Below are 24,724 nucleotides of genomic sequence, written 5' to 3' on the forward strand. Positions count from 1 at the left end.
ACCCTCTCATCATCATTTGACGCCGTGCATCAGCTTGTTGATCAGCGGGGCGATCAGGAACAGCACCACGCCGGAGCCGATCAGGGCCCAGAACCCGAAGGTATACCCCTTCAGGGCCGACTCGACCGTCATGCCGCCTTCACCACTGACCACGCCAGCGAAGATGCCCGACAGGTTGTTGCCGATGCCGGTGGACAGGAACCAGCCACCCATGCCGAAGCCGACCAGGCGCACCGGGGCCAGCTTGGTCACCATCGACAGGCCGATCGGCGACAGGCACAGCTCACCGACCGACTGGATGACGTAGACCATGAACAGGGTCCAGAACGGAATCTTGCCGTCCACGACCATCTGCGACAGGGCGAACATCAGCAGGGCGAAGGCGGCGCCGTTGAACAGCAGGCCCAGGCCGAACTTGCGCGGAATGGACGGATTGGCACGGCCCATGGCCACCCAGATCCAGGCGATGACCGGCGCCAGGGTGATGATCGCCACCGAGTTGACCGACTGGAACCATGCCGTGGGGAAGGTCCAGCTGCCGAACTGGCGGTTGACGATGTTCTCGGCCAGGAAGGTGAACGAGCTGCCGGCCTGTTCGAAGAACATCCAGAACATCACGTTGAAGGCGAAGATGATCAGCATGGCGATCACGCGGTCGCGCTGCACCTTGCCCTCGCGGACGCCCTCGACCAGCAGCAGCACGGCCAGGGCGGTGAACATCGCGCCCAGGATCCAGGCCAGCGCGGTGGCGCCGGTGGCCAGCAGGAAGTACGCCACCGGGATGGCGACCACGGCACCGGCCAGCACCATGATGATGCGGCCGAAGCCTTCAGCGCCGGCCGGCGGTGCGCCGATGCCCTTCAGGCCGGCACGACCGATGTAGAACCACACCAGCGAGATCAGCATGCCCACGCCCGAAGCGATGAACACGACCTTGTAGGACGGCATCGCATCGGTACCGAAGACCTTGCGGGCCAGGTACTCGGTCAGCACCGGGGCGATCATCGCGCCGATGTTGATGCCCATGTAGAAGATGGTGAAGCCCGAGTCGCGGCGCTCGTCCTTCAGGCCGTACAGCTTGCCGACCATGGTCGAGATGTTCGGCTTGAACAGGCCGTTGCCGACGATGATCGTGGCCAGGCCAAGCTTGAAGATGTGCTCCTGCGGCAGCGAGATCATGAACAGGCCGGCGGCCATGATGATCGCGCCGGTCAGGATCGAGCGCTGGTAGCCCAGCACCCGGTCGGCCACGTAGCCACCGAAGATCGCCGCGGCGTACACCAGGGCCAGGTAGGCGCCATAGATGCGGCTGGCGTCGCCTTCACCGGCAGCGCTGCCGTTGTAGAACTGGGCGACGATGTACAGCACCAAGGCCCAGCGGATGCCATAGAACGCAAAGCGCTCCCAGAACTCGGTCATGAACAGCATCCACAACGGGCGCGGGTGGCCCAGCGTGGTCTTGAAGTCCGGCAGCGCCGGCTCTGGGGTGTTCGCAGTGGCGTTTAGGCTCATGCGGATTTCCTGGTTCGGTGGATGACGAGCACGTCCGCTGTGCAGTTGGAGCAACGCGCGAGGATCACCGACTTCTGGCGTTCACGTCAAATACACGCCGTTTGAGGCAGGTGCCGGCCTGCTCGCTGAACTTGCATCTGAAACGATCCAGCCAGCGGCCGGGGCCAAGCTGAATGGGGATCAGTCCAGCGCTGAGGGGGGCGCGGCCTGCAGGCTGGTGCGCACCTGGAACAGTTCGGGGAAGAAGGTCAGCTCCAGCGCCTTGGCCAGGAAGCCCACGCCGGACGAGCCGCCGGTGCCGCGCTTGAAGCCGATCACCCGCATCACGGTGCGCATGTGCCGGAATCGCCACAGCTGGAAGGCGGTCTCCAGATCCACCAGGTCCTCGCACAGCGCGTATTCGCGCCAGTAGCGGTCGGTGTCCTGGTAGATGCGCTCGAAGACCGGCTGCAGGGCGTCGTCGGCCACATGCGGCTGGGTCCAGTCATGGGCCTCGTACACCGCCGGGACGGCATGACCGAAGCGGGCCAGGTACTTCAGGAACTCCTCGTACAGGCTCGGTGCCTCCAGCACGGTGCGCAGCTGCGCCTGCCCGGCCGGATCGTGCTCGAACACCTGCAGCATCTGCGCGTTCTTGTTGCCCAGCAGGAACTCGATGTAGCGGTACTGCAGCGACTGGAAGCCCGAGGACGGGCCCAGCACGTCGCGGAAGCCCATGTACTCGGACGGAGTCAGCGTTTCCAGCACCGACCATTGCTCGGTCAGCTGGCGCAGCACCTGCTTGCTGCGGGCCAGCACCTTGCGGCACTGCCACACCTCATCGCGCTGCAGGAAGCCGATCGCCGCACGCAGTTCGTGGCCCAGCAGCTTCAGCCACAGCTCCGAGGTCTGGTGCTGGATGATGAAGAGCATCTCGTCGTGATGCGGCGGACTGGACAACGGCTGCTGCGCGCTGAGCAGCTGGTCCAGCCGCAGGTAACCACCATAGGTCAGGCGGCCCTGCAGGTCGGTGTGGATGCCGGCTTCGAGATCGCGTTGGTTGTTGTCGACGGACATGGGTGCGGCCAGATCGGGGGCGGCAAGGGTAGCGCGTTGCCAGCCGCGCGGGCAGCCGCGCCGTCCATACCGGGGCGTGCGGTGCCCCGTGGAGCATTGGCCGATGCGGGGCCTGCGCGTGGAACCGATCGGGTCGTTGCGCCGGCGGTCAGCCAGAGGCGTATTCTGATGCTTTGCAGCAACGACTGAATACGTTGTTGTTATTGGCCCCCCACCCGCCGGCAGGGGTAAAACAGGGCGTTGCCGTGTTGCGGCGCAGGAAGGCTATTCCGTACGCGTTCCTTAACATGGCGATTCATATCATTTGTAACTTCTCTGTCGAAGGTGCAGTACGCAATGACGGTTGCCGCTGAATTCAAGATCGAATACCTGCAGTACCTGGACGCGGACGGCAAGCTCGTCCGCGATGACCTGCCCGCGTCGCTGCGCGACCCCAAGGTCCTGGTACCGCTGTTCAAGCAGATGCTGTTCGTACGCACGTTCGACAGCAAGTCCATCGCGCTGCAGCGCACCGGCAAGCTGGGCACCTATGCCGCCTGCCTGGGCCACGAAGCCGCGCACGTGGGCATCGGCGCGGCGATGCAGAAGGACGACGTGTTCGCGCCTTCGTACCGCGAGTATGGCGCGATGTTCATGCGGGGCGTGCGCCCGCACGACGTGCTGATGTACTGGGGCGGCGACGAACGCGGCAACGATTACGGCGGCAACGCGGCCAAGGACTTCCCGTTCTGCGTGCCGATTTCCACCCAGTGCCTGCATGCCGCCGGCGCCGCGCTGAAGTTCAAGCTCAACAAGGAACCGCAGATCGCCGTGGCCGTGTGTGGCGATGGCGGCAGCTCCAAGACCGACTTCTATGCGGCCCTGAATTCGGCCGGCGCCTACAAGCTCCCGCTGATCCTGTGCATCGTCAACAACGGCTGGGCCATCTCGGTCCCGCGTTCGGCCCAGACCGGTGCCGAGACGCTGGCACAGAAGGGCCTGGCCGGCGGCCTGCACTGCCTGCAGGTGGACGGCAACGACCTGATCGCCGTGCTGGCGGCGATGGAACAGGCGCGCGAGCGTGCGCTGGCCGGCGACGGTGGCACGGTGCTGGAACTGATGACCTACCGCCTGTCCGACCACACCACCGCCGACGACGCGCGCCGCTACCGCGACGACGCCGAAGTGAAGGATGCCTGGCAGCGCGAGCCGATGCTGCGCCTGCGCAAGTACCTGATCAGCGCCGGCGTGTGGAGCGAGGAAGAAGAAGCCGCCTGGACCGCCGAGTGCGGCGCGCGCGTGGACGAGGAAGTGAACCTGTACCTCAATACGCCGGTGCAGCCGGTCGAGGCGATGTTCGACTTCCTGTATGCCGATCCGCCGCCGGACCTGCTGGCCCAGCGTGCCCAGGCGATCGCCCTGGAGAAGCGCCATGGATGAGATCAAGAACAACGCGCCCGGCGCGCACACCAACGCCGCCGACAGCGCTGCTGTCGCGCGCGGAGATGACAGCATGACCACCACCCCGATCACCCTCATCGAAGCCATCACCCAGGCGCTGGCCTGGGAGCTGGAACATGACCCGTCGGTGCTGGTGCTGGGCGAAGACGTGGGCGTCAACGGCGGCGTGTTCCGCGCCACCGCCGGTCTGCAGCAGCGCTTCGGCTCGGACCGCATCCTCGACACCCCGCTGGACGAAACCACCATCGCCGGCCTGACGATTGGTCTTGCCGCACAGGGCATGAAGCCGGTGGCCGAAGCCCAGTTCGACGGCTTCATGTATCCGATGGTCGACCATATCGTCTGCCACGCCGCGCGCCTGCGCTACCGCACCCGTGGCCGCCTGCACTGCCCGATGGTGCTGCGCGTGCCGTGGGGCGGCGGCATCCGCGCTCCGGAACACCACAGCGAAGCCAACGAGGCGATCTTCACCAACGTGCCGGGCCTGCGCGTGGTGCTGCCGTCCTCGCCGCAGCGCGCCTATGGCCTGCTGCTGGCCGCGATCCGCGAACCGGATCCGGTGATCTACATGGAGCCCAAGCGCATCTACCGCCAGTACAAGGAAGTGGTCGTCAACGACGGTGAAGCCCTGCCGCTGGACGTCTGCTTCGTGCTGCGCGACGGCACCGACGTGACTCTGGTGACCTGGGGCGCGCAGGTGAAGGAAGCGCTGGAAGCGGCCGACAAGCTGGCCGGCGAAGGCATCAGTGCCGAAGTCATCGACGTGGCCACCCTGCGTCCGCTGGACTTCGCCACCATTGCCGAGTCGGTGGCCAAGACCGGCCGCTGCGTGATCGTGCAGGAAGCCCCGAAGACGGCGGGCTTTGGCGCCGAGATCGCCGCGCGCCTGGCTGAGGAATCGATCTACGACCTGCTGGCCCCGGTCGAGCGCGTCACTGGCTACGACACCCACATTCCGCTGTTCCGCCTGGAAATGAAGTACCTGCCGAGCGTCGAGCGGATCGTGGCTGCGGCCAAGCGCGCGGTGGCGGCCGGCTGACATGCGGGCCCGCCTTCTGGGGGCTTACCGCAGCCAGTATCCCAACCCGCTCCGGTTCCACACCGGCCAGATCGTCGAAGTAGGTGTCCGTGACGAGGAATGGCCGGCGTTTGCCTGGGTACGCACCAACGATGGTCGCGCTGGATGGGCGCCCATCGCCTGGTTGCAGCTGCTGGACGAGGGTCGCGCTGAAGCCCTGTGCGACTACGACGCCCGCGAGCTGGATGTGGAAAGCGGCGAGATGGTGAAGCTTCATCACGAACACGGCGGGTGGTGGTGGTCCGAGCGCGCCAATGGCGCGACGGGTTGGCTGCCGGCCCGCGAACTGGAACTGCTGGAAGAGAACTGCAAATGAGCCAGACCAAGAACTTCAACCTGCCCGACCTGGGCGAAGGCCTGCCGGACGCGACCATCGTCGAGTGGTTCGTCAAGGAAGGCGATGTGATCAAGCTGGACGAGCCGCTGGTCTCGATGGAGACCGCCAAGGCCGTGGTGGAAGTGCCCTCGCCGTTCTCCGGCAAGGTGCTGAAGCTGTCCGGCGGGGCCGGCGACATCATCCCGACCGGCTCGGTGCTGGCCAGCTTCGAGCTGGACCCGAACCTGCCGCAGCGCGCCGACGGCCAGGACACCGGCCACAGCCATGGCCACGCAGCACCGGCCGCGCCGGCGGCCGCACCGACCCCGCCGCCGCTGCCGGCTGCGGCCGCTCCGGTTGCCGCCGAGGACGCCAAGCCCGCCGCGGCCGAGCGTGATGACGCCGGCACCGTGGTCGGCGCCATGCAGAGCTCCAATGCCGTGCATGCCGAACAGGCGCTGGCCGTCGGTGGCGTCAAGGCCGTGCCAGCCGTGCGTGCGATGGCGCGCAAGCTGGGCGTGGACCTGAGCCGCGTGGCCGCCACCGGCACCGATGGCGCGGTGACCATGGCCGACGTCAAGCAGGCCGCCGCCAACGGCACCGCCAAGCTCGGCGCTGCTCCGGCGCCGGTCGCTGCCGCTGCGTATGCCGCGCCGATCCCCGCGCAGGTGTCCGCCCCGGTGCAGAGCGAAGCCCGTACCCCGCTGTCTGCCGCCGGCAAGCCGATGCGCACCCAGCCGCCGGGCGTGGTCGCCAAGGGCCAGCCGGAACCGCTGAAGGGCGTGCGCCGCAACATGGCCCGCGTGATGGCCGATGCGCACAGCAAGGTCGTGCCGACCACGCTGAACGACGACGCCGACATCCACGCCTGGCTGCCGGGCAACGACGTCACCGCCCGCCTGGTGCGCGCCATCGTCGTTGCCGCACAGAAGGTGCCGGCGATGAACGCCTGGTTCGACGGCGAAGCACTGACCCGCACCCTGCACGCGCAGGTGGACATCGGCATCGCCGTGGACACCGACGACGGCCTGTTCGTGCCGGCCCTGCGCAATGCCGACATGCTCGATGCACGCGGCATCCGCGAAGGCGTCAACCGCCTGCGCGAGCAGGTGGAATCGCGTTCGATCGCGGCGTCGGAACTGAGTGGCTACACCATCTCGCTGTCCAACTTCGGCATGTTCGCCGGTCGTTACGCAACCCCGGTCGTGGTGCCGCCGTGCGTGGCCATCGTCGGTGCCGGCCGTGCCCGCCACCAGATGACCCCGGTGATGGGCGGCGTGGAAGCGCACAAGGTGATCCCGCTGTCGGTCACCTTCGACCACCGCGCAGCCACGGGTGGTGAAGCTGCCCGCTTCCTGCGCGCGATGATGGACGACCTGGCGCTGGCCAGCTGATCGGCCACCACCTGTGAAACACGAACGCCGGGCATTGCCCGGCGTTTTTTTATGCCCGCTCTACAGAATGCATGCGATCAATCGCGCGCGACCATGCCCTCGGCGCGGCTGTACACACGCAGGCGGTGCCCATCAGGGTCGGCGCCGACGAAGGTGTGGCCGAACTCCAGCGTCATCGGCGCCTGCAGGATCTGCACACCGAGCGCGCGCCACGCATCGTGCAGCTGCTGCACGACGTCGGGGTTGGCGACGACCATCGCCAGTTCAGCGGCACCGGCCTGCGCGGACACCGGCGGTTGCACGTCGTCGCGTTGCCACAGGCCGAGTGCGGCGCCATCGCCGAGCAGGAACAGGGCAAAGCCGGGCGACTGCTCCACCGGTGGCTTGCCGAGGATGCCGCTGTAGAAGGTGGCGCTGGCGGTAACGTCGCGCACGTACTGCAGCAGCGTGCTGGGCTTGAACATGGGGAAGCTCCGTTGTTGGGAGCGATCATGGTGGTACGGCCCTGCTGACAGATTCTGTCAGCAGCGTCGAGCGTGCTCGACTGCTGTTGCCTTGGTGGAGGTCGAGCTTGCTCGACTGCTGCTCGCGTGCGAAGGCCGCCCTCCCCCAAGAGGCAGGAAGCAGAACGCAGAAGCAGTCGAGCGGGCCCGACGCTACGAACGATCCAGCCAGTCCGGCGCGATGCCCTGTGCCTTCTGCCAGCGCCGCAGCAGGGTGGCACGCGGCACCCGATAGTGCTCCTCCAGCACCCGCACCTGGCGGATGCGGTCCAGCCGGAAGTGGCGGAAATCCTCGCGGCGCTCACACCAGGCCGCCAGCATCGGCACTTCATCGAAGTAGCCCAGCGCGAACGGCCAGACGATCCGTTCGCTGCGCTGTCCCTGCGCATCCTGGTAGCCGAACTGCAGGCGCTGCTGCGAACCCACGGCTTCGCGCACGGCCTGCAGGCGTGCAGCCGGCACCTTGGCCGCAGCACGCGATGGGCCAACGCGCAGGCCGCTGTCACGCAGGGCCTCGCGGCGCGCCACGGGCAATACGTGCGCGATGCGCGCCAGGGCGTCACGTGCAGCCTCGGCCAGCGCCGGCTCGGTGCGCGCCGCGACCCAACGCAGTCCCAGCACCAGCGCGTCGATCTCGGCCGGTGGCAGGGTCATCGGCGGCAGGGTATCGCTGGGGGCCAGCAGGTAACCGACGCCGGCCTCGCCGCGCAGGTCGGCGCCCTGCTCGCGCAGGGTTTCGATATCGCGGTACAGCGTGCGCAGGCTGATACCCAGCGCATCGGCCAGCGCCTGCCCCGCCACCGGTCGCCGATGGCGGCGCAGCAGCTGCTGCAGCTGGTTCAGGCGGAGCGCACGCGACATCAGCCGACCAGCGCGCGGGATGCCACCACGTGTTCGCCCGGATGCGGGGCCAGTGCGGCCTCGACCAGCGCCCGGGCGATCTCACCCGCCGGATTGATCCGCCATGACCGCGGCAGCACCGGCCCCAGCGCGCCCAGCACCGACAGCGCCCATCGCTCTCCGCGCCGGACTTCGTTGCGTTCGCCGCCGATCAAGCCCGGCCGGACCAGGGTCAAAGAGGCAAAGCCCAGCGCACGCAGGTCACGTTCCAGCTCGCCCTTGACCCGGCTGTAGAAGATCAGTGACTGCGGATTGGCACCGGCGGCGGAATTCAGTGCGAAGGCGCGGGCGCCCTCGGCCCGGGCAAGACGGGCAAACGCCATCGGGTAGCCGTGGTCGATGCGACGGAAGGCTTCCCGGCTGCCGGCCTGGGCCAGGGTACTGCCCAGCGCGCAGATCACCGCGTCCACGCGGGCCCACGCCGGTGCATCGGGCAGCGCATCGAACTGCAGCACCGGCGCGTGCAGCTTCGGACCACGCAGCGCCAGCGGCCGTCGGGTGGGCGCCACGACGGCGCGGCAGCGCGGGTCATCCAGCAACATCGGCAGGACCTGCCCACCGACCAGGCCGGTCGCCCCCAGCAGCATCACGCGCATCCCCACCTCCACTACGGCATCCTGTCGCCCATCCTAGCCGTTCAAGCCCTCGGCGGCCGCGCCGATATGCTGGAACCAGACCCTGCCAGCCCCAGGATTCGCTCGATGACGGACCAGCCCGATCCCCGCCCTGCACCCGGCACCGCCCTTGGGCCGTCGGCACGCGTGCGCGCGGCGGCGGACGACGGCCGGGGTGATCGTGTGGTGCTGCAGGGCGGCGGTGGCGTGGCGCTGCAGCAGCTGTTCGCCGGGGCCGACGCGCCGAAGCCCCTGCTGGCCGCGTTCGCCAACGGCATGGCCACCCTGCCCGGCGAACTGGGCGACATGGGTGACCGCCTGCAATCGGCGCAGGCCAGTGCCGATTGGCCGCGCTACGGGCGCGCGATGCGGCAGCTGATCGACAAGTACATCCGCACCATCGAGCAGCATTCGCCGGACGGGCAGCCGGAAAGCCTGCGCCTGTCCGAGCAGCTGCGGCTGCTGTTGGGCGGCGCGGTGGTGGCGCTGCTGCAGCATGACCCGGACCTGCGCGAGCAGGCGCAGGCGCTGGCCGTGCGCCTGCGCCAGTGGCAACCGGGTACCGCGCTGGAGCCGATCGAGCAGGGGGTGCGCGAGCTTGGCCACCAGGTCGGCGTGCGCGCCGAGAGCTGGCAGGAGCAGCAGGCGCTGCTGCTGGAGCTGTTCGCGCTGCTGCTGGAGAACGTGAGCGAGCTGCTGGATGACCGCAGCTGGCTGCAGGGCCAGATCGCCGCAGTACGGCAACTGCTGGACGGGCCGTTGGAAGCCGAAGCGGTCGAGCGCACCCGCGCCGAACTGCGCGAAGTGATCTACAAGCAGGGCCTGCTGCGCCAGGGCATCGACGATTCGAAGGCAGCCATGCGCGGGTTGATGGGCGAGTTCATCGAGCGCATGGATGGCATGGCCACCAGTACCGGCGAATACCATGACCGCATCGGCAGCTACGCGCTGCAGCTGCGCGAGGCACGCAGCATCGCCGACCTCAACCAGCTGCTGCAGGACGTGATGCGCGACACCGGCAAGGTGCAGCAGCAGGCTGCGCAGGCCCGCGATCATCTGGCCAACGCGCGGCAGGAGGTGGAACGTGCTGAGCAGCGCATTGCCGAGCTGGAGCAGGAGCTGCGCGCGGCCGGTGACCTGGCGCGCATCGATCCACTGACCCAGGCGCTGAACCGCCGTGGCCTGGACGAACTGCTGCAACGCGAGCTGGCCCGTGCCGCACGCAACAACGCACCCCTGGGCGTGGCGGTGATCGACCTGGATGATTTCCACCAGACCAACGATGCACACGGCCATGCCGGTGGCGACGCGCTGCTGCAGCACCTGGTGGCCGTGTGCAAGCTGCTGCTGCGGGCGACCGATGGCATCGCACGGCTGGGCGGCGACGAGTTCGTGCTGGTGCTTCCGGAAACCCAGGCGGCCGACAGCATGGCCACCGTGCAGCGCCTGCAGCGCTCGCTGGCCCATCGCGTGCTGACCGTGCAGGACCGCCGCGTGCCGGTGCACTTCAGCGCCGGCCTGTCGCAATGGCAGCCCGGCGATGATGCCGAGGCCCTGCTGCGGCGTGCGGATGACGCGTTGTATGCGGCCAAGCGACAGGGCAAGAACCGCGTGCAGGCAGGGTGATCGTGGAATGGAGCCAGATCCCTTTCCCAACGGAAAAGGGATCTGACCCCGAGGGTCCACGGGCTTACTTGCCGCGCAGCTTCTGGAAGCCGGTCACTGCCGCCAGCACGATGGCACCGGCGATGATGCCCACCACCATGTTGCCGACCGCACTGACCAGCCAGCCCCACTGGCCCTGGCCGCCCAGCGCCTGCACCGCGTGGTGCAGCGCCGGCACGTTGTGGACCAGGATGCCGCCGCCGACCAGGAACATGGCGATGGTGCCGGCCACCGACAGGAACTTCATCAGCCACGGTGCCGAGGCCACCAGACCACGACCGAAGGCGGCGATGGCGCCGCCTTTGCGCGACAGGTACAGGCCGACGTCGTCGAGCTTGACGATGCCGGCCACCAGTCCATAGACGAACACCGTCATCGCCAGCGCCACCACGGCCAGGGTGATCACCTGGTTGGTGAACGGAGCGGTGGCGACCACGCCCAGGGTCAGCACGATGATCTCGGCCGACAGGATGAAGTCAGTGCGGATCGCGCCCTTCACCTTGTCCTTCTCCCACGCGACCATGTCCACCTGCGCGTCGGCCAGCGCCTTGCGCCGCTCGGCCAGGCGCTCGGCATCGTCCTCGGAGGAATGCAGGAAACGATGCGCCAGCTTCTCCACGCCCTCAAAGCACAGGAAAGCACCGCCGATCATCATCAGCGGCACGATCAGCGGCACGTTCCAGCCACGGCCGTGCAGCCAGGCTTCCAGCGCACTGATCGCCAGTGCCGCCGGCACCAGGATCACCTTGTTGAGCAGCGAGCCCTTGGCCACCGCCCACACCACCGGCAGTTCGCGGTTGGCGTTGACCCCGGTGACCTGCTGCGCGTTCAGCGCCAGATCGTCGCCGAGCACGCCGGCGGTCTTTTTCGCCGCGACCTTGGTCAGGACCGAGACATCGTCGAGCAGGGTGGCGATATCGTCGAGCAGGGCGAACAGGCTGGCACCGGCCATGGGGCGTCCAAGAAAGGGGATGAGCGGATTCTGACCGATCCGGTGTGGACTGCGGAAGACGCCGGATTCACCGCGTGCCCACCGCCGCCCGGCGACACTGGGAAACCCGGTAGTACCGGCCGCTGGCCGGCCGCCGCACAGTTTCGGACATTGCCGGCCAACGGCTGGCGCTACCTGTCTTCGTCGCATGGGAGTTCCGCTTGAGCAATCCGTCCGCCGCCAATGGCAATCCCCCGCTGGTCAAAGGCATGAACCGGCGCAGCCAGATCCTGCGCCTGCTGATGCGCTATCGCCACTCGGGCGTGTTCTCGGGCATGAACCTGGATGCGGCAAGCAGCCAGGCCGACGTGCCCGCCGACGGCAATCCGGAGCAGTTCGTCAGCGACCTGGAAGCCTTGGGGCCGACCTTCGTCAAGCTGGGCCAGATGCTGTCCACGCGGCCGGACATGGTGCCGGTGGAGTTCGCCACGGCGCTGGAGCGCATGCAGGAGAAGGTGGCGCCGATCCCCGTCGAGCGCATCCACGCGATCATCGAGCAGGAACTGGGCGTAGGGGTGAACAAGCTGTTTGCCTCGTTCGATCCAGAGCCGTTGGGCTGTGCGTCGATCGCGCAGGTGCATCGCGCGGTGCTGCACGATGGCCGCCAGGTGGCGGTGAAAGTGCAGAAGCCCGAAGTGGCCGCGCAGCTGCGCTCGGACCTGGAGGCACTGCGCAGCTTCGCGCTGGCCGCCGACCACCTGACCCAGGTGGGCCGCCGCGTGCGGTTGCGCGACTGGCTCAACGAGTTCGCCAAGACCCTGATGCAGGAGCTGGATTACCACGCCGAGGCCGAGAACCTGGCGCGCTTCGGACGGCACCTGCGGCCGTTCCGCCGGCTGTGGGTGCCGCAGCCGATCTGGGACTACAGCAGCCAGCGCGTGCTGACGATGGAGCTTGCCACCGGCGTACGCGTGGATGCGATCTCCGGCGTACGCCGCACCGAGCAGGACATGGACCCGTTGGCGGCCGCGCTGATCCGCGGCTACCTGGACCAGATCTTCGTGCATGGCGAGATCCATGCAGACCCGCACCCGGGCAACCTGCGGGTGATGCCCGATGGCCGGCTGGCGATCTTCGACCTGGGCATGGTCGCGCACATGCCACCGCGCCTGCGCGAGCGTCTGCTGAAGATCCTGTTCGCGGCGGTCGACGGCCGTGGCGAGGAAGTGGCCGATGACCTGATCAGCATCAGCACGCGGCTGGAGGCCTTCGATGAAGAGCGCTACCTGCGCGAAACCGGCCAGCTGATCGCGCGCTATGCGGCCAGTGGCAGCTTCTCCGAAGGCCGCGTGGTGCTGGACATGGTGCGCATCGCCACGGCCTGCGGCCTGCGCACCCCGCCGGAATTGAGCCTGCTGGGCAAAGCGCTGCTCAACCTGGAAACGGTGTGCCGGCTGCTGGCACCGGAGCTGGATACCCGCCGCATCGTCGAGCGCCAGCTGCAGCACGTGATGCGCGCGCGCCTGAAGAAGTCGCTGTCCGCGGCCAACATCGCCAGCGAAGCGATGGAAATGCAGCAGCTGCTGCGCGATGGCCCCCGCAAGCTGTCGGACATCATGGCGCTGCTGGCCGAGAACCGCCTGCAGATGAAGGTGACCGGGCTGGAAGAGTCACGGCTGATGGAAAACCTGCAGAAGATCGCCAACCGTGTGGCGGCCGGCATCATCAGCGCGGCACTGATCATGGCCGCCGCGCTGATGATGAAGATCGACACGGGCTGGCACCTGTTCGGCTATCCCCTCATCGCGCTGGTGCTGCTGATGATCGGCGTGGTGCTGGGCCTGGGCATCGTGACCAGTGCATTGCTGTTTGATCGTCGCGCACGCGCACGCGAGGAGCGCGGGCACCGCTAGCGCATTGGCGAAACAGCCGTATTCATGCGCTTTTTAATGCAATCCAACGCAGCCTTTCACGCTCGTTTTACCTTGTGAGCGCCATTGCGCGCGCGTCATTTCAACAAACATTTCAGTCAGGTTCGTGCATGCACTATCGGGTCATCGGCCTGTCATCTGCATGTGCTTGCGGCAGCGCCGGTCGGATGGACACGCGTCGGTACGACGTCCATCACCACCACCCCGTCACTGCCGAAGCTGCCTATGCTCTGGATACTGCTGCTGTCGTTGTTGCTGCTGTGCTGGTTGTTCCTCGCCTCCGACCGGTGGGTGTGGTGGAAGGCCGGTGCGTTTTCGCTGCTGCTGCTCCTGCTCAGCGCGTGGTGGCTGATCGACAAGCTGTCCGGTGACGGGCTCAACGCCGCCACCCTGTACCACCTCGGCGCCGACATGGAAGGCGCCGGTATCGCAGACTTCAAGGGCTACATCGCCGGCTTCGTGGTGCTTGCGCTGGTCTCGCTGCTGCCGCTGTTTGCCACGCGGGTGAAGCGCTGGCGCCGGCCGGGCCACGGTGGCGGCTGGTTTGCCGGCTTCGCCGTTGTCTGGATCGCAACGATCCTGATCAGCCCACTGGCCCGCGATGGCCAGCGCCTCTACCAGCAGCTGCGCCCGGTCGATTTCGCCCGCATCGCCCCCGAGTACCAGGTGCCGACGCAGCCACTGCAGCGCCCGCGCAACATCGTCTGGATCTACGGTGAAAGCCTGGAACGCACCTACCTGGACGAAACCGTGTTTCCCGGGCTGATGCCCAACCTCAACCGCCTCGCCAGCCAGTCGCTGGATGTGCGAGGCCTGGACTCGGCCGAAGGCAGCGGCTGGACCATCGCCGGCTTGGTGTCATCGATGTGCGGCGTGCCGCTGACCACTTCGCAGGGCGATGAAAACAGCATGGACCGCATGGGCAGTTTCCTGCCCAAGGCGGTGTGCCTGGGCGACTACCTGAAGCAGCAGGGCTACACCAACCATTATCTGGGCGGCGCCAACGGCCAGTTCGCCGGCAAGGGCCAGTTCCTGGCCAGCCATGGCTTCGACGAAGTGCATGACCTGGCGTGGTTCAAGCAGCAGAAGAAGATCGGCCGCATCCACTACTCGGCCTGGGGCGTGCACGACGACGTGCTGCTCGATACCGCCTACCAGCGCTTCGAGCAGCTCTCACGTGCCGGTTCTCCGTTCATGCTGACCACGCTGACCATGGACACCCACCATCCGGCGGGACACCTGCCGGTATCGTGCAAGGGCGAGCGCTACCAGAGCGGCTACGGCAACATCGGCCTGCTCAATGCACTCAAGTGCACCGATCGGCTGATCTCGCAGCTGGTCGAGCGCATCCAGGCCAGTCCGTATGGCAAGGACACGCTGATCGTGATCGCCTCCGACCACCTGGCGATGCCCAACGACCTCAGCCACGTGCTGGCCAAGCAGAAACGCGAGAACCTGCTGCTGTTCCTCGGCGAGGGCGTGGCGCCGCGCCAGCTGGCGGTGGACGACGGTTCGACGCTGGATTCCGGCGCCACCCTGCTCAGCCTGCTGGACCCGAAACTGCGGACCATGGGCTTTGGCCGCTCGCTGCTGGATGAAACGCGCGCGCCGAGTGCCAGCGTGGCCGCGCGCCGCGACGGCGGCCGCGACTACCCGCAGTACCTGGCGTTCGCCCGTTCGCTGTGGCTGGGCGAACCGACCCGCGAACTGAAGATCGATGGCGATGACCAGGTCGTGGTTGGCCTGCAGCACGTGCAGCCACCGGTGCTGCTGGAGTACGACAAGGACTGGGGGCTGAAGTCGGTATATCTGGAAAATACCTCGCGCCAGTTCGATGACGCGGATCCGGACAACACGCTGGCCTATGTTGATCGCTGCACCGCGTTCGAGGACGGCTCGGCCGACGGCGACTGGTGTGCGCTGCTCGTCAACCGCGACAACGGCATCAAGCTCTACCGCGACGACGACCTGCGCGGTGGCATCGCGGTGGATGCGCCGCTGGATGCATTCCAGGGCCCGCGCCCGAGCGTGCGCCAGGCGCACATGATCACCCAGAAGGGGCGCCGCACCCGCGCCGGCCAGTACATGCTGCAGCTGGTGGCGAGCACGCGCCCGGATCGTGGCTTCTGGATCGAAGCGGTGTCCTCGCAGCGCAAGGTGGTGCTGGCCCAGCAGTGGGTGCAGCCTGATGCCAACGGCAAGATCAACGTCTCCTTCGGGCTGGACCACGAAGTGGATGATCTGGAAATCCGCGCGTGGCTGAACCATGCCGAGAAGCTGGCGGTGGATACGTTCGCCCTGGTGCCCTCGCGCAGCCGACCACGGGGGTAAGGGTTCCTGGCAGGGCTGCGCCCTGCACCCGCGGTAGTGCCGGCCGCTGGCCGGCACGCTCCGGACCCACCCCGCCCTCGACAGCGTTCCGCGATCTGCCGGATGCTCGTGGGGTCAGATCCGTTTTCCGGAGGCAAACGGATCTGACCCCAGCACACTGTTGCTGCTGAGTTTGCCGGCCAGCGGCCGGCACTACTGCGGGTCGCGGGTGATGTGGATATCGGTCGGCGTCGACAACGGGATGTTCCGCTCGGCCAGGATCTGCAGCAGGCTGAAGTACAGATCGCTGCGGGTGGCATAGACCTGTCGCGGGCTGGCCACGTAGGCGAAGCTGTTGATGGTGATCTGGCCCCCGCCGATGCTGTCGATGTACACCGTCGGCGCGGGCTGCTTCAGCACATTGGTATGTGCGCCGTAGGCCTCCAGCAGCGCCTCGCGCAGGGAGCCGACATCGGTACTGGGCGGCACCGCGAACTGGATCTGGATGCGGCCCTGGTTGTTGCCCATCGTCATGTTGCGCACGGTCTTGGTGACCAGCTCGGAGTTGGGCACGATCAACGTCGACTTGTCGCCCACCTGGATCTCGGTCGAACGCAGGCTGATGCGGCGGATGTCGCCCTCCTGGTCGCCCAGCTTCACCCAATCACCGATCTTAACCGGCCGCTCGGCCAGCAGGATCAGGCCGGAGACGAAGTTCTGGGTGATCACCTGCAGGCCGAAACCAATACCCACCGACAGCGCGCTGACCAGCAACGCGAGCTTGCTCAGCTGCAGGCCCATGGCCGACAGCGCCCAGATCACCGCGATGATGATGCCCACGTAACGGGCAACGGTACTCACCGAATTGCGTGCGCCCAGGTCCAGCTCGGTCTTGGGCAGGTAGGTGTCGGTCAGCCAGCGCTGGACCAGCTGGGTGATGGCCAGGCCGGCCAGCAGCACCAGCACCGCCAGCACGATCCGCACCGGCTCCAGTTTCGTGCCACCGACATCGAATCCCGAGGTGAACAGCGAAAAGAAGCGCTCGACCACCGCACCGATGTTGCCGAACGGCGCCACCAGCGCCAGCAGTGCCAGCAGCACCACGATCGTGCGCAGCGCGGCCGACAGCAGCACGCCGGCCTGTTCCAGCCGCGACACGCTCAGGCCGGTGCTGAGCAGGATGGTCTGGCCGACCTTGCTGTCGGCGTTGAGCATCCAGGTGCTCAGGTCATCGACGAACTTGAACAGCAGGGTCGCGGCCAGCACCACGATGCTGCCGCCGATCAGCTGCTGGTTCACGAACTTGGCAAGATTCAGGTAGCCCAGCAGGGTCGCGACGATGGCCGCCACCACCGCGATGTTGCCCGCCACCCGCGCCAGTACCAGCCAGCTGCTGCGCCGCACCGGCGTACTTGCCCCGAGGCCGTCGGCCTGCGCCTCCAGCTTGGCTTCGGCCTCGGCGGTCTGCCGGCGGTGCAGGCGCGCCAGGGTCACCAGCATGGCCATGATCAGGCCGAGGTAGGTCAGGGCAATCAGGCCGTCCAGCGCAACGGTGGTGACGTCGCTGGTGCGCGTGGCCTGATCGAGCGCGACCAGCACCGTACTCAGCCAGGCCAGCGCCGCCGCGCCCCAGGCGTACTTGCGCAGCTTCAACGCGGCGGTGTCATCCAGGTTCAACAGCCGCCATGACGGGCGCTTGGGCACCAGCATGCAGGCACTGAGCGCGGCAATGAAGGCCGCGCGGAAGGTGGCGGTCTCCAGGCCGTCCGCCACCACCTGCAACCGTGGCGCGATCGCATCGATGGCATCCAGTGCCGCCATCAGCACCACTACGGCATAACCCGGCAGCAGCGTGCCCACCAGCAACAGCCACATGGCCAGGCCGGAGCGGCGCAGGCGGCCGTCAGGGGCGCGCTCGGACGCGGCAAACCGCCGCCCCAGCGCGCGCAGCCACAGCCGCAGCGGGAACATCATCACCAGCGCAGCCAGCAGGCCCAGCAGCGGAGTGCCCCATCCATGGCTGCGGATGCCGGCGGCCAGCGCATCGCGTCCCTGCTGGGCCAACGGCGCAACGCGGGCGATATCGATCGGCAGGCGCTCTGCCACCTTGCTCCACAACGCCGGCGACAGCGGCGAGGCGACCTTCTGGCCCAGCTCTTCAGTACGTTGCGCGGTGCGCTGCTGCTCGATATCGGTGGCCAACTGCTGCGCGCGCACGGCCGTGGCCTTGGCCTGCACCACCGAAGCGGCCAGGCCGTCGCGTTGCTTGGTGAGGGTGCGCCGTTGCGCCGCCAGCTCCGGCGGCTCAGTGGCCCCCTCGGCCGGCGTGCCCAGCTGCACCAACTGCTCGTTGAGGCGGTCCAGCTGTGGCTGCAGTGCCTTTTCCAGCGCCTCGGCGTCGCGCCGTGCCTGCGAGGCATTCTCGGACAGCATCGCCAGTGTCTCGGTGGCTTCCGCATCGCCACGCTTGCGCTCGACGTCCTTCAGGCTCGCATCGATGTCCGCCAGCTGCTGCTTCGGCGTAGGGTCCTCATCCTGCGCCAGTACGGGTGCGGACAGCAGGAAGGCAGTGCACAGCAGCAGGACCCACCAGGGCCCCCGTGCACGGATCGATCGCAGGAAGAAAGACACGCCAGACACACCGGTTCGCGCGGACCACCGCGCCTGCGCGCGACTATACGGCAGAGGCGGTAAAGGGCGGATGCGCGGCAGCAGCGGCCTCGGGCCGCTCGACCGCCCCATCGGCAGTCCTCAGTACTTCAGGCGCAGCTCTTCCACCGTCGGCTGTTGCAGCGCATACCAGTCCTGGAACTCCTCCTCGGTGATCTCATCGGGCGCATACACCGCCACCGGATGCCAGTCATGGTCGGTCGGCAGTGGCTGGCGCGGGCCGGCACGCAGGCTGTAGCTGACGCCCTCGTAGTCGACCAGGTCATCGACCTGCGGCCACTGTTCGCGCGCGAACGCGGATTCACTCTTCAACAGGATCACCTGGTACATCGGCACCTCCACCTCGGTTGGATCAGGGAAACACGGCGCTGGCGGCAGGATACCGCCGCGCCGGTGACAACGTGCACGCCGCCGGGGCGACGCAACGTTCTGGACGTGGCCATCGCCCCGGCTTCACCCGCCCATGGCAGGGCCATCGGCATCGTGGAGGCCCACCCCCGCCCCGACTGCCGATGACCGACCACCCGCCGCTGAAGACCGTCGCCGACCTCAAGCTGCCGCGCTACCTGGGCACCTGGTACGAGATCGCACGCCTGCCGATGCGCCACGAGCCGGAAGGCTGCACCGACGTATCGGCGCACTACACCCTGCTCGACAACGGCAATGTCGGCGTCACCAACCGCTGCCGCATGGATGGCGAGATCGAAGAAGCTACCGGCGAGGCCTGTGCCGTCGACAACGACAGCGCGCGGCTGGAGGTCAGCTTCCTGCCCAAGGGCCTGCGCTGGCTGCCGTTCGCCAAGGGCGACTACTGGGTGATCCAGGTCGCCCCGGACTACAGCGTGTCGCTGGTCGGCAGCCCGGACCGCAAGTACCTGTGGCTGCTGGCGCGCGAGCCGCGCCTGGATGCGACCGTGCAGGACCATTATCTGGCCGCAGCGCGCCTGCAGGGCTTCGATCTGTCCGAACTGATCCAGACCCCGCACACCGGCCACCCCACCGCCTGAGCACCTGTCGCATGGACCTGAAAAGTGGCTACCCCTGGTGGGCGGTGCGCAACGGGCTGCTGCAGGCCTTTCCCCCGCTGGAGCAGGATCTGCGCTGCGACGTGCTGGTGGTCGGTGGCGGCATCACCGGTGCGCTGATCGCCGACGCGCTGTCCCACCATGGCCACGAGGTGGCCGTGATCGAGCAGCGCGACGTCGGCTGGGGCAGCACGGCCGCAAGCACCGCGCTGCTGCAGTACGAGATCGACACCCACCTGCTGGAACTGGCCCAGCGCTATGGCAAGGACGCTGCCGCCCTGGCCTACCTGGCCTGTGCCGATGCAATCCCGGCACTGGGTGAAGTGGCGCGTGGGCTGAAGGACGTGGATTTCCGGCAGATGGACAGCCTGTACCTGGCCAGCCGGCGGCGGGACGTGCCGCGCCTGATGGCCGAGGGTGCTGCGCGCCGTGATATCGGACTGGACGCCCGCTGGCTGGACCGGGAGGCGCTGCGCGAACGCTTCGACGTGGATGCGGGCGGCGCCCTGCTGACCCGCCAGGCGGCCCGGGTCGACCCCTACCGCCTCACCTACGGCCTGCTCCAGCGGCTGCGTCGCCGCGGTGGCCACGTGCACGACCGCACCGTGCTGCATACGCTCAAGCCCAGCGCTCAGGGCGTAACCGCGATGACCGAGGCCGGCGCCACGGTCCGTGCCCGCCACGTGGTCCTGGCCATGGGCTACGCCAACCAGCGCTGGCTGGAACAGCGGGTCGCGCGCAACCGCAGCAGCTATGCCTTCATCACCGATCCGATCGATGCGGACGTACTGGGCCGGCTGCAGCGCACGATGGTGTGGGAGAGCGCACGCCCGTACCTGTACCTGCGCGTCACCGGTGACCGCCGCCTGCTGGTGGGTGGCCTGGACGACGCCATCGATATCCCGGCGCGGCGCGACCGGCGCGTGCAGCGCAAGGCCGACAAGCTGATGGATCAGCTCCTGCACTGGTTCCCGCGGCTGGACCCGGTGCCCGCCTTTTCCTGGGCCGGCACCTTCGCCGAAACCGCCGACGGCCTGCCCTTCTTCGGCCCGCACGCGCAGTGGGGGCCGCGGGTCCATTTCGCCATGGCCTACGGCGGCAACGGCATCACTTATTCGATGATCGGCGCCCAGCTGCTGCGGGCCCGGATCGAGCGGCGCAGGCATGCGCTGGAAAGGCTGTTCGGGTTCGGGCGGTTGTGACCTGCAGCCGGCCGCGGCCGGCTCTACCCCAATCCGGCGCCGACAGGCATCATTCAAGCAACCCCTGCTAGCGTCGGCCTGTACCGCCGCGTGTTGCGTGGCCACCTGTCCGCTGGAGCGCCGTCATGATCCGCCCCCTGACCCTGCTGCTGTGCCTGGCCCTGCCGGGAACCGTGCTGGCCCAGTCCGCCGCTGGCGCCACTGCGCCGCAGGCCGCTGGCCTGGACCTGACGCTGCCGCAGGCGCCGATGCGCTACCTCAACGACCCGGCCCTGCAGCAGGACCCGCCCGGCACCTATTACGGTGACAAGAGCGGGCCGCGCGTGCACGACGATGCGAAGATCTCCGACGTGACCGACGACAAGGTCAAGGTGTCCGGCAGCTTCACCACCGGCATCGGCTATTCGAAGAACGGTGGCAACAGCCACTACAACGCGGCCACGCTGAACCTGAGCAAGAACTACACGACCGATGAGGGCAAGACCCATGGGGTCAACCTCAACATCCACGTGAGTGAGGGCAAGGGCCCGGGCTTCTTCGGCCCGTATGGCGGCTACTACGGCCGCGGGCCGGGCTGGGATTACCCGCCGCCGTACGGCTGGTAAGCCCCGCGCCAGGCCTGGGCCGACCAAGGTCGGCTGCTACCGCTGTGTACGCTTGGTAGGTGTCGACCTTGCATGTGCCGTGCCGGCCTGCGGCCGGCACCTTCCCGCGCGCGAATCAATCCAGCCAGCCATCGCGCTCGCTGTGCAGGATGCGGCCGTCGTAGCCGCTCAGGCGCACTTCCACCTTCTGGTTGCGGGCATTGCGGGCTTCCAGCGACCAGGTCGCCCCGTCGCGCTCCAGCGAATGGATCTCGCGCAGGCCATGCGCCTGTGCGCGTGCCAGTACCTGCTCGGTGGTCAGCAGCGTGCGGCCGCTGTGCTCATCGAAGATCTCGCCGGTCTTCGGGTCCACGTAGACCTCGCTGAAGCGGCCATCGGCACGGCTCACGTCGGCCTCCCACAGGCCGTCATCGCGTTCGATCTCGTGGATCTGGGTGTAGCCGGCCTTGCGCAGGGTCTGTTCGACCTGGGCCATGCCCAGCGGTGCGGCCTGTGCGGCCGGTGCAAGGGCCAGCAGGGCAACGGTGGCGAGGGTGAGCGACTTCAGCATGGGGGTTCTCCTGTTCGTGTTCGTGGCCGGACCATCCCGGCAACGCCACGATGCATGCCACGGCTAACAGCGCCTTAGCCGTGGCTGTTAGCCGGCTGTTAGTCATCCGCGCCAGACTCGTGCCTGTACCCCTCTTTCCTTACGTACCCGCATGCTCGCCACCCTGCCCCTGCTGCTGGCCCTGGCCAACGCCCCGACCGCCGCCGCGCCCGTGCAGGACCCGGCGCAGCAGGTCGCGCGCCGCGCCGTGCAGCAGGGCCGCTACGTGCCGCTGGAAAGCGTGGTGCGCGATGCGCTCAAGCGCTACCCGGGCCAGCTGCTGGAAGTGGAGCTGGACGACGGCGTCTACGAAGTGGAGATCCTGCGCGGCGACGGCGTGGTGGTGGAGCTGGACTATGATGCGCGCAGCGGAAAGCTGCTGAAGACGGAGCTCGACGACTGATGCGCATCCTGTTGGCCGAAGACGATGTCGCACTGGCACAACGATTGGTACCGCTGCTGGAGCAGGCTGGTTATGTGGTGGAGGTGGTTGCCGATGGTCGCCACGCCGAGGAGATCGGCCAGATCGAAGACCTGCAGGCGGCCATCGTCGACCTCGGCCTGCCCGGGCTGGACGGACTGAGCGTGATCGAGCGCTGGCGCGGCAATGGCCGCAGCTTTCCGGTGCTGGTACTGACCGCGCGCGGGCGCTGGCACGACAAACTGGCCGGCTTCGACGCCGGTGCCGACGATTACCTCACCAAGCCATTCCAGGCCGACGAACTGGTGCTGCGCCTGCGCGCCCTGATCCGCCGCAGCCATGGCCACGCCAGCCCGCGCCTGCACTGCGGCCCGCTGCAGCTGGACGTCAATGCCGGCCGCTTTGAACTGGATGGGCAGGCGCTGCCCCTCAGCCCGCAGGAGTTCCGCCTGCTCAGCTATTTCATCCACCACAGCGGGCAGGTGATCGGCCGCGACCGCTTGGGCGAACAGGTGTTCGACGGCGGCCATGACCCGGACTCCAACGCACTGGACGTGCTGCTCGGACGGGTCCGCCGCAAGCTCGGCACCGACCTGATCCAGACCGTGCGCGGCCAGGGCTGGCGGCTGGCTGCGCCATGAAGCGGCAACCGTCGCTGCGACGGCGCCTGCTGCTGGCCGGCGGCGTCGGCCTGCTGCTGGTCTCGCTGCTGGCCAGCGCGCTGCTGGGCGAGCTGTTCAAGCGCAGCGCGCGCGACCGCCTCGACCACGAACTGCAGCAGGACATGCTGACCCTGCTGGCACAGGCCGAAGTGGATGCGGACGGGCAGCTGCGCCTGCGCCAGGAACCCAATGACGCACGCTTCCAGCGCGTGTTCTCCGGTGCCTACTGGCAGATCGCCGGTGCCGATGGCCGCGTGCTGCTGCAGTCACGCTCGCTGTGGGATGAAAGCCTACCGACGCCGGCTGCCGGCCCGGCCACGCGCAACCTGCCCGGACCGTTGCAGCAATCCCTGCGCGCACGCGTGCAGCAGGTGCGCCTGCCACGCGCCAGCGAACCGTTCGTAGCCGTGGTCGCCACCGATCGCAGCGCGCTGGATGCCGATGTCGCCGCGTTCCGCAAGCGCACCGCCATCGCCCTGGGCCTGCTGGTCGCGGCGTGGCTGGCGGTGCTGGGCAGCCAGGTGCGCTTCGGCCTGCGCCCGCTGCATCGCCTCGGTGCGCAGCTGGAACAGGTACGGCGCGGCGATGCGCAGCGCATCGATACGCAGGGACTGGGCGCGGAGGTCGCACCGCTGGGTGAAGAACTCAACGCGCTGCTGGACCACCAGCAGCGCATGGTCGCGCGTGCGCGCACCAGTGCACAGGATCTGGCGCATGCGCTGAAGACACCACTGAGCGTATTGGCCACCGAGGCCGACGGCGACGGTACGCACTGGCGCGCCACCGTGCGCGAGCAGAGCGCACGCATGCAGGCCAGCATCGACCGTTACCTGGCTGCAGGACTGGCCGCCGACCATCGCCAGCGCACCGACGTGGCCGCTGTCGCGCAGGCGCTGTGCCAATTGATGGCACGCGTGCATGGCGAGCGCAGCATTGCGTTCACGGCGGAAGGCATCGATCCGGCGCTGCAGTTCGCCGGCGCCAGTGCGGATCTGGAAGAGATGCTGGGCAACCTGCTGGACAATGCCGGGCGCTGGGCGCGGCAGCAGGTCACTGTCGAAGCGGAAACCAGCGAAGGGCAGCTACGCATCGAAGTGCGCGACGACGGTCCCGGCCTGGCTGCGGACGCCCTGGAACAGGTCACCCAGCGCGGCGTGCGGCTGGATGAGCGCGAGAGCAGCAGTGGATTGGGGTTGGCGATCGTAGGGGACATCGCCGCCAGTTACGGCGGGCGCCTGGCGCTGGAGAATGCACAGCCGGGCCTGCGTGCAACGCTGTGGTTGCCCGTGGCGTGACGCAGCCAACCCAACGATGGGTAGAGCCGGCCGCTGGCCGGCAACCACGTGATTACCGGGGACACCCTGCGAAAGCCGGCCAGCGGCCGGCTCTACCAAGCGGCAATCCGGCCGGTCGCCGTACGCCCCGTAGGCGTCGACAGTGGCCAACCTCACGATGGGTAGTGCCGGCCGCTGGCCGGCAACCACGTGGTCACCGGGAACGCCCAGCGGAAGCCGGCCAGCGGCCGGCTCTACCAAGCGCCAATCCGGCCGGTCGCCGTGCACCCGGCAGGTGTCGACATTGGCCAACCCAACGGTGGGTAGTGCCGGCCGCTGGCCGGCAAACACGTGATCACCGGGAACACCCTGCGGAAGCCGGCCAGCGGCCGGCTCTACCAAGCGCCAATCCGACCGGTCGCCGTGCATCCGGTAGGTGTCGACATTGGCCAACCCAACGATGGGTAGTGCCGGCCGCTGGCCGGCAACCACGTGATCACACGGAACGCCCAGCGGAAGCCGGCCAGCGGCCGGCTCTACCAAGCGGCAATCCTACCGGTCGCCGTACACCCGGTAGGCGTCGACCTTGGCCAACCTCACGATGGGTAGTGCCGGCCGCTGGCCGG

General features: G+C 68.0%; 21 protein-coding genes and 1 pseudogene. 13 read left to right on the plus strand and 9 right to left on the minus strand.

The features are described from left to right. Positions 1-12: 12 nt before the first annotated feature. Both AC5P9C_RS09425 and AC5P9C_RS09430 read right to left on the minus strand, forming a co-directional pair. The gene (locus AC5P9C_RS09425) at positions 13-1,512 is read right to left on the minus strand and encodes a peptide MFS transporter (protein ID WP_049468052.1); all 1,500 of its coding nucleotides are present in this window, start codon (positions 1,510-1,512) and stop codon (positions 13-15) included. Between the two features lie 180 nt (positions 1,513-1,692). Further along, a complete protein-coding gene (locus AC5P9C_RS09430; RefSeq protein WP_049468053.1) occupies positions 1,693-2,568 on the minus strand; it encodes a tryptophan 2,3-dioxygenase in 876 nt (291 codons plus the stop codon). A gap of 336 nt (positions 2,569-2,904) precedes the next feature. On the opposite strand from AC5P9C_RS09430, the gene pdhA reads away from it, so the two are divergent. From pdhA to AC5P9C_RS09450, 4 genes are read left to right on the plus strand one after another with little or no spacing between them, the layout of a single operon-like run. Then, positions 2,905-3,987 carry a pyruvate dehydrogenase (acetyl-transferring) E1 component subunit alpha gene (gene pdhA, locus AC5P9C_RS09435; protein ID WP_343540701.1) on the plus strand — a complete coding sequence of 361 codons (1,083 nt, stop codon included), beginning with the start codon at positions 2,905-2,907 and terminating at the stop codon, positions 3,985-3,987. After that, positions 3,980-5,047 carry an alpha-ketoacid dehydrogenase subunit beta gene (locus AC5P9C_RS09440; RefSeq protein ID WP_049468055.1) on the plus strand — a complete coding sequence of 356 codons (1,068 nt, stop codon included), beginning with the start codon at positions 3,980-3,982 and terminating at the stop codon, positions 5,045-5,047. Before pdhA ends, AC5P9C_RS09440 begins: the two co-directional genes overlap by 8 nt. A 1-nt stretch (position 5,048) precedes the next feature. Continuing rightward, the gene (locus AC5P9C_RS09445; protein ID WP_005411349.1) at positions 5,049-5,402 is read left to right on the plus strand and encodes an SH3 domain-containing protein; all 354 of its coding nucleotides are present in this window, start codon (positions 5,049-5,051) and stop codon (positions 5,400-5,402) included. Beyond that, positions 5,399-6,796 (plus strand): dihydrolipoamide acetyltransferase family protein, encoded by a 1,398-nt coding sequence (locus AC5P9C_RS09450; protein ID WP_164688985.1) that lies wholly within the window; start codon positions 5,399-5,401, stop codon positions 6,794-6,796. Before AC5P9C_RS09445 ends, AC5P9C_RS09450 begins: the two co-directional genes overlap by 4 nt. Positions 6,797-6,873: 77 nt before the next feature. Here the strand turns inward: AC5P9C_RS09450 and AC5P9C_RS09455 are convergent, their stop codons facing one another. The 3 genes from AC5P9C_RS09455 to AC5P9C_RS09465 all read right to left on the minus strand — a co-directional run bounded on the left by AC5P9C_RS09455 (position 6,874) and on the right by AC5P9C_RS09465 (position 8,795). After that, positions 6,874-7,260: a VOC family protein gene (locus tag AC5P9C_RS09455; RefSeq protein WP_049468059.1), complete on the minus strand. Its 387-nt coding sequence runs from the start codon at positions 7,258-7,260 to the stop codon at positions 6,874-6,876. A 192-nt stretch (positions 7,261-7,452) separates the two neighbouring features. Continuing rightward, a complete protein-coding gene (locus AC5P9C_RS09460) occupies positions 7,453-8,160 on the minus strand; it encodes a helix-turn-helix transcriptional regulator (RefSeq protein WP_103282138.1) in 708 nt (235 codons plus the stop codon). After that, positions 8,160-8,795 carry a Rossmann-fold NAD(P)-binding domain-containing protein gene (locus AC5P9C_RS09465; RefSeq protein ID WP_343540696.1) on the minus strand — a complete coding sequence of 212 codons (636 nt, stop codon included), beginning with the start codon at positions 8,793-8,795 and terminating at the stop codon, positions 8,160-8,162. Before AC5P9C_RS09465 ends, AC5P9C_RS09460 begins: the two co-directional genes overlap by 1 nt. 105 nt (positions 8,796-8,900) lie before the next feature. On the opposite strand from AC5P9C_RS09465, the gene AC5P9C_RS09470 reads away from it, so the two are divergent. Continuing rightward, positions 8,901-10,439, plus strand: coding sequence for a GGDEF domain-containing protein (locus AC5P9C_RS09470; RefSeq protein WP_495205153.1), 1,539 nt, complete (start codon positions 8,901-8,903; stop codon positions 10,437-10,439). A gap of 64 nt (positions 10,440-10,503) precedes the next feature. On the opposite strand, the gene AC5P9C_RS09475 is transcribed toward AC5P9C_RS09470, so the two are convergent. After that, positions 10,504-11,430 carry a DUF808 domain-containing protein gene (locus AC5P9C_RS09475; RefSeq protein WP_064239404.1) on the minus strand — a complete coding sequence of 309 codons (927 nt, stop codon included), beginning with the start codon at positions 11,428-11,430 and terminating at the stop codon, positions 10,504-10,506. A 245-nt stretch (positions 11,431-11,675) separates the two neighbouring features. On the opposite strand from AC5P9C_RS09475, the pseudogene AC5P9C_RS09480 reads away from it, so the two are divergent. Both AC5P9C_RS09480 and AC5P9C_RS09485 read left to right on the plus strand, forming a co-directional pair. After that, positions 11,676-13,322 (plus strand): annotated as a pseudogene (locus tag AC5P9C_RS09480) (ABC1 kinase family protein); the annotation flags it as partial. Between the two features lie 243 nt (positions 13,323-13,565). After that, positions 13,566-15,671, plus strand: a complete 2,106-nt coding sequence (locus AC5P9C_RS09485) for a phosphoglycerol transferase I (protein ID WP_197640253.1) — start codon at positions 13,566-13,568, stop codon at positions 15,669-15,671. 192 nt (positions 15,672-15,863) lie between these two features. On the opposite strand, the gene AC5P9C_RS09490 is transcribed toward AC5P9C_RS09485, so the two are convergent. Next, on the minus strand, positions 15,864-18,290 hold the full coding sequence (locus AC5P9C_RS09490) for a DUF3772 domain-containing protein (RefSeq protein ID WP_064239406.1): 2,427 nt from the start codon (positions 18,288-18,290) through the stop codon (positions 15,864-15,866). Between the two features lie 111 nt (positions 18,291-18,401). Beyond that, entirely contained in the window at positions 18,402-18,650 is a 249-nt protein-coding gene (locus AC5P9C_RS09495; protein ID WP_006474562.1) for a hypothetical protein, read from the minus strand. Between the two features lie 182 nt (positions 18,651-18,832). On the opposite strand from AC5P9C_RS09495, the gene AC5P9C_RS09500 reads away from it, so the two are divergent. From AC5P9C_RS09500 to AC5P9C_RS09510, 3 genes are all read left to right on the plus strand, one after another. Then, entirely contained in the window at positions 18,833-19,327 is a 495-nt protein-coding gene (locus tag AC5P9C_RS09500; protein WP_057494340.1) for a lipocalin family protein, read from the plus strand. A gap of 11 nt (positions 19,328-19,338) precedes the next feature. Then, on the plus strand, positions 19,339-20,547 hold the full coding sequence (locus AC5P9C_RS09505; RefSeq protein WP_343542270.1) for an NAD(P)/FAD-dependent oxidoreductase: 1,209 nt from the start codon (positions 19,339-19,341) through the stop codon (positions 20,545-20,547). A 125-nt stretch (positions 20,548-20,672) separates the two neighbouring features. Then, on the plus strand, positions 20,673-21,152 hold the full coding sequence (locus AC5P9C_RS09510; protein WP_343542271.1) for a hypothetical protein: 480 nt from the start codon (positions 20,673-20,675) through the stop codon (positions 21,150-21,152). A 115-nt stretch (positions 21,153-21,267) separates the two neighbouring features. Here the strand turns inward: AC5P9C_RS09510 and AC5P9C_RS09515 are convergent, their stop codons facing one another. After that, the gene (locus AC5P9C_RS09515; protein ID WP_064239409.1) at positions 21,268-21,702 is read right to left on the minus strand and encodes a PepSY domain-containing protein; all 435 of its coding nucleotides are present in this window, start codon (positions 21,700-21,702) and stop codon (positions 21,268-21,270) included. Between the two features lie 151 nt (positions 21,703-21,853). Here AC5P9C_RS09515 and AC5P9C_RS09520 point away from each other — a divergent pair, with 151 nt between their 5' ends. The 3 genes from AC5P9C_RS09520 to AC5P9C_RS09530 are packed head-to-tail and all read left to right on the plus strand — an operon-like array spanning position 21,854 to position 24,119. Continuing rightward, complete coding sequence (locus AC5P9C_RS09520) at positions 21,854-22,144, plus strand: PepSY domain-containing protein (RefSeq protein WP_057494342.1); 291 nt, start codon at positions 21,854-21,856, stop codon at positions 22,142-22,144. Beyond that, the gene (locus AC5P9C_RS09525; RefSeq protein WP_064239410.1) at positions 22,144-22,803 is read left to right on the plus strand and encodes a response regulator transcription factor; all 660 of its coding nucleotides are present in this window, start codon (positions 22,144-22,146) and stop codon (positions 22,801-22,803) included. The genes AC5P9C_RS09520 and AC5P9C_RS09525 overlap by 1 nt, the downstream gene beginning before the upstream one ends. After that, positions 22,800-24,119, plus strand: a complete 1,320-nt coding sequence (locus AC5P9C_RS09530; RefSeq protein WP_343543218.1) for a sensor histidine kinase — start codon at positions 22,800-22,802, stop codon at positions 24,117-24,119. Before AC5P9C_RS09525 ends, AC5P9C_RS09530 begins: the two co-directional genes overlap by 4 nt. The last annotated feature ends 605 nt before the right edge of the window (positions 24,120-24,724 follow it).

The organism is Stenotrophomonas sp. YJH_SMC_10, assembly GCF_059371555.1.

What these genes read in the sequence shown, in the direction of transcription:
- AC5P9C_RS09485 (WP_197640253.1), top strand. Translation starts at nt 13,566, where the DNA reads ATGCTCTGGATACTGCTGCTGTCGTTGTTGCTGCTGTGCTGGTTGTTC.
- AC5P9C_RS09515 (WP_064239409.1), bottom strand. Translation starts at nt 21,702, where the DNA reads ATGCTGAAGTCGCTCACCCTCGCCACCGTTGCCCTGCTGGCCCTTGCA.
- pdhA (WP_343540701.1), top strand. Translation starts at nt 2,905, where the DNA reads ATGACGGTTGCCGCTGAATTCAAGATCGAATACCTGCAGTACCTGGAC.
- AC5P9C_RS09525 (WP_064239410.1), top strand. Translation starts at nt 22,144, where the DNA reads ATGCGCATCCTGTTGGCCGAAGACGATGTCGCACTGGCACAACGATTG.
- AC5P9C_RS09530 (WP_343543218.1), top strand. Translation starts at nt 22,800, where the DNA reads ATGAAGCGGCAACCGTCGCTGCGACGGCGCCTGCTGCTGGCCGGCGGC.
- AC5P9C_RS09445 (WP_005411349.1), top strand. Translation starts at nt 5,049, where the DNA reads ATGCGGGCCCGCCTTCTGGGGGCTTACCGCAGCCAGTATCCCAACCCG.
- AC5P9C_RS09450 (WP_164688985.1), top strand. Translation starts at nt 5,399, where the DNA reads ATGAGCCAGACCAAGAACTTCAACCTGCCCGACCTGGGCGAAGGCCTG.
- AC5P9C_RS09430 (WP_049468053.1), bottom strand. Translation starts at nt 2,568, where the DNA reads ATGTCCGTCGACAACAACCAACGCGATCTCGAAGCCGGCATCCACACC.
- AC5P9C_RS09465 (WP_343540696.1), bottom strand. Translation starts at nt 8,795, where the DNA reads ATGCGCGTGATGCTGCTGGGGGCGACCGGCCTGGTCGGTGGGCAGGTC.
- AC5P9C_RS09455 (WP_049468059.1), bottom strand. Translation starts at nt 7,260, where the DNA reads ATGTTCAAGCCCAGCACGCTGCTGCAGTACGTGCGCGACGTTACCGCC.
- AC5P9C_RS09475 (WP_064239404.1), bottom strand. Translation starts at nt 11,430, where the DNA reads ATGGCCGGTGCCAGCCTGTTCGCCCTGCTCGACGATATCGCCACCCTG.
- AC5P9C_RS09495 (WP_006474562.1), bottom strand. Translation starts at nt 18,650, where the DNA reads ATGTACCAGGTGATCCTGTTGAAGAGTGAATCCGCGTTCGCGCGCGAA.
- AC5P9C_RS09505 (WP_343542270.1), top strand. Translation starts at nt 19,339, where the DNA reads ATGGACCTGAAAAGTGGCTACCCCTGGTGGGCGGTGCGCAACGGGCTG.
- AC5P9C_RS09425 (WP_049468052.1), bottom strand. Translation starts at nt 1,512, where the DNA reads ATGAGCCTAAACGCCACTGCGAACACCCCAGAGCCGGCGCTGCCGGAC.
- AC5P9C_RS09470 (WP_495205153.1), top strand. Translation starts at nt 8,901, where the DNA reads ATGACGGACCAGCCCGATCCCCGCCCTGCACCCGGCACCGCCCTTGGG.
- AC5P9C_RS09500 (WP_057494340.1), top strand. Translation starts at nt 18,833, where the DNA reads ATGACCGACCACCCGCCGCTGAAGACCGTCGCCGACCTCAAGCTGCCG.
- AC5P9C_RS09510 (WP_343542271.1), top strand. Translation starts at nt 20,673, where the DNA reads ATGATCCGCCCCCTGACCCTGCTGCTGTGCCTGGCCCTGCCGGGAACC.
- AC5P9C_RS09520 (WP_057494342.1), top strand. Translation starts at nt 21,854, where the DNA reads ATGCTCGCCACCCTGCCCCTGCTGCTGGCCCTGGCCAACGCCCCGACC.
- AC5P9C_RS09460 (WP_103282138.1), bottom strand. Translation starts at nt 8,160, where the DNA reads ATGTCGCGTGCGCTCCGCCTGAACCAGCTGCAGCAGCTGCTGCGCCGC.
- AC5P9C_RS09440 (WP_049468055.1), top strand. Translation starts at nt 3,980, where the DNA reads ATGGATGAGATCAAGAACAACGCGCCCGGCGCGCACACCAACGCCGCC.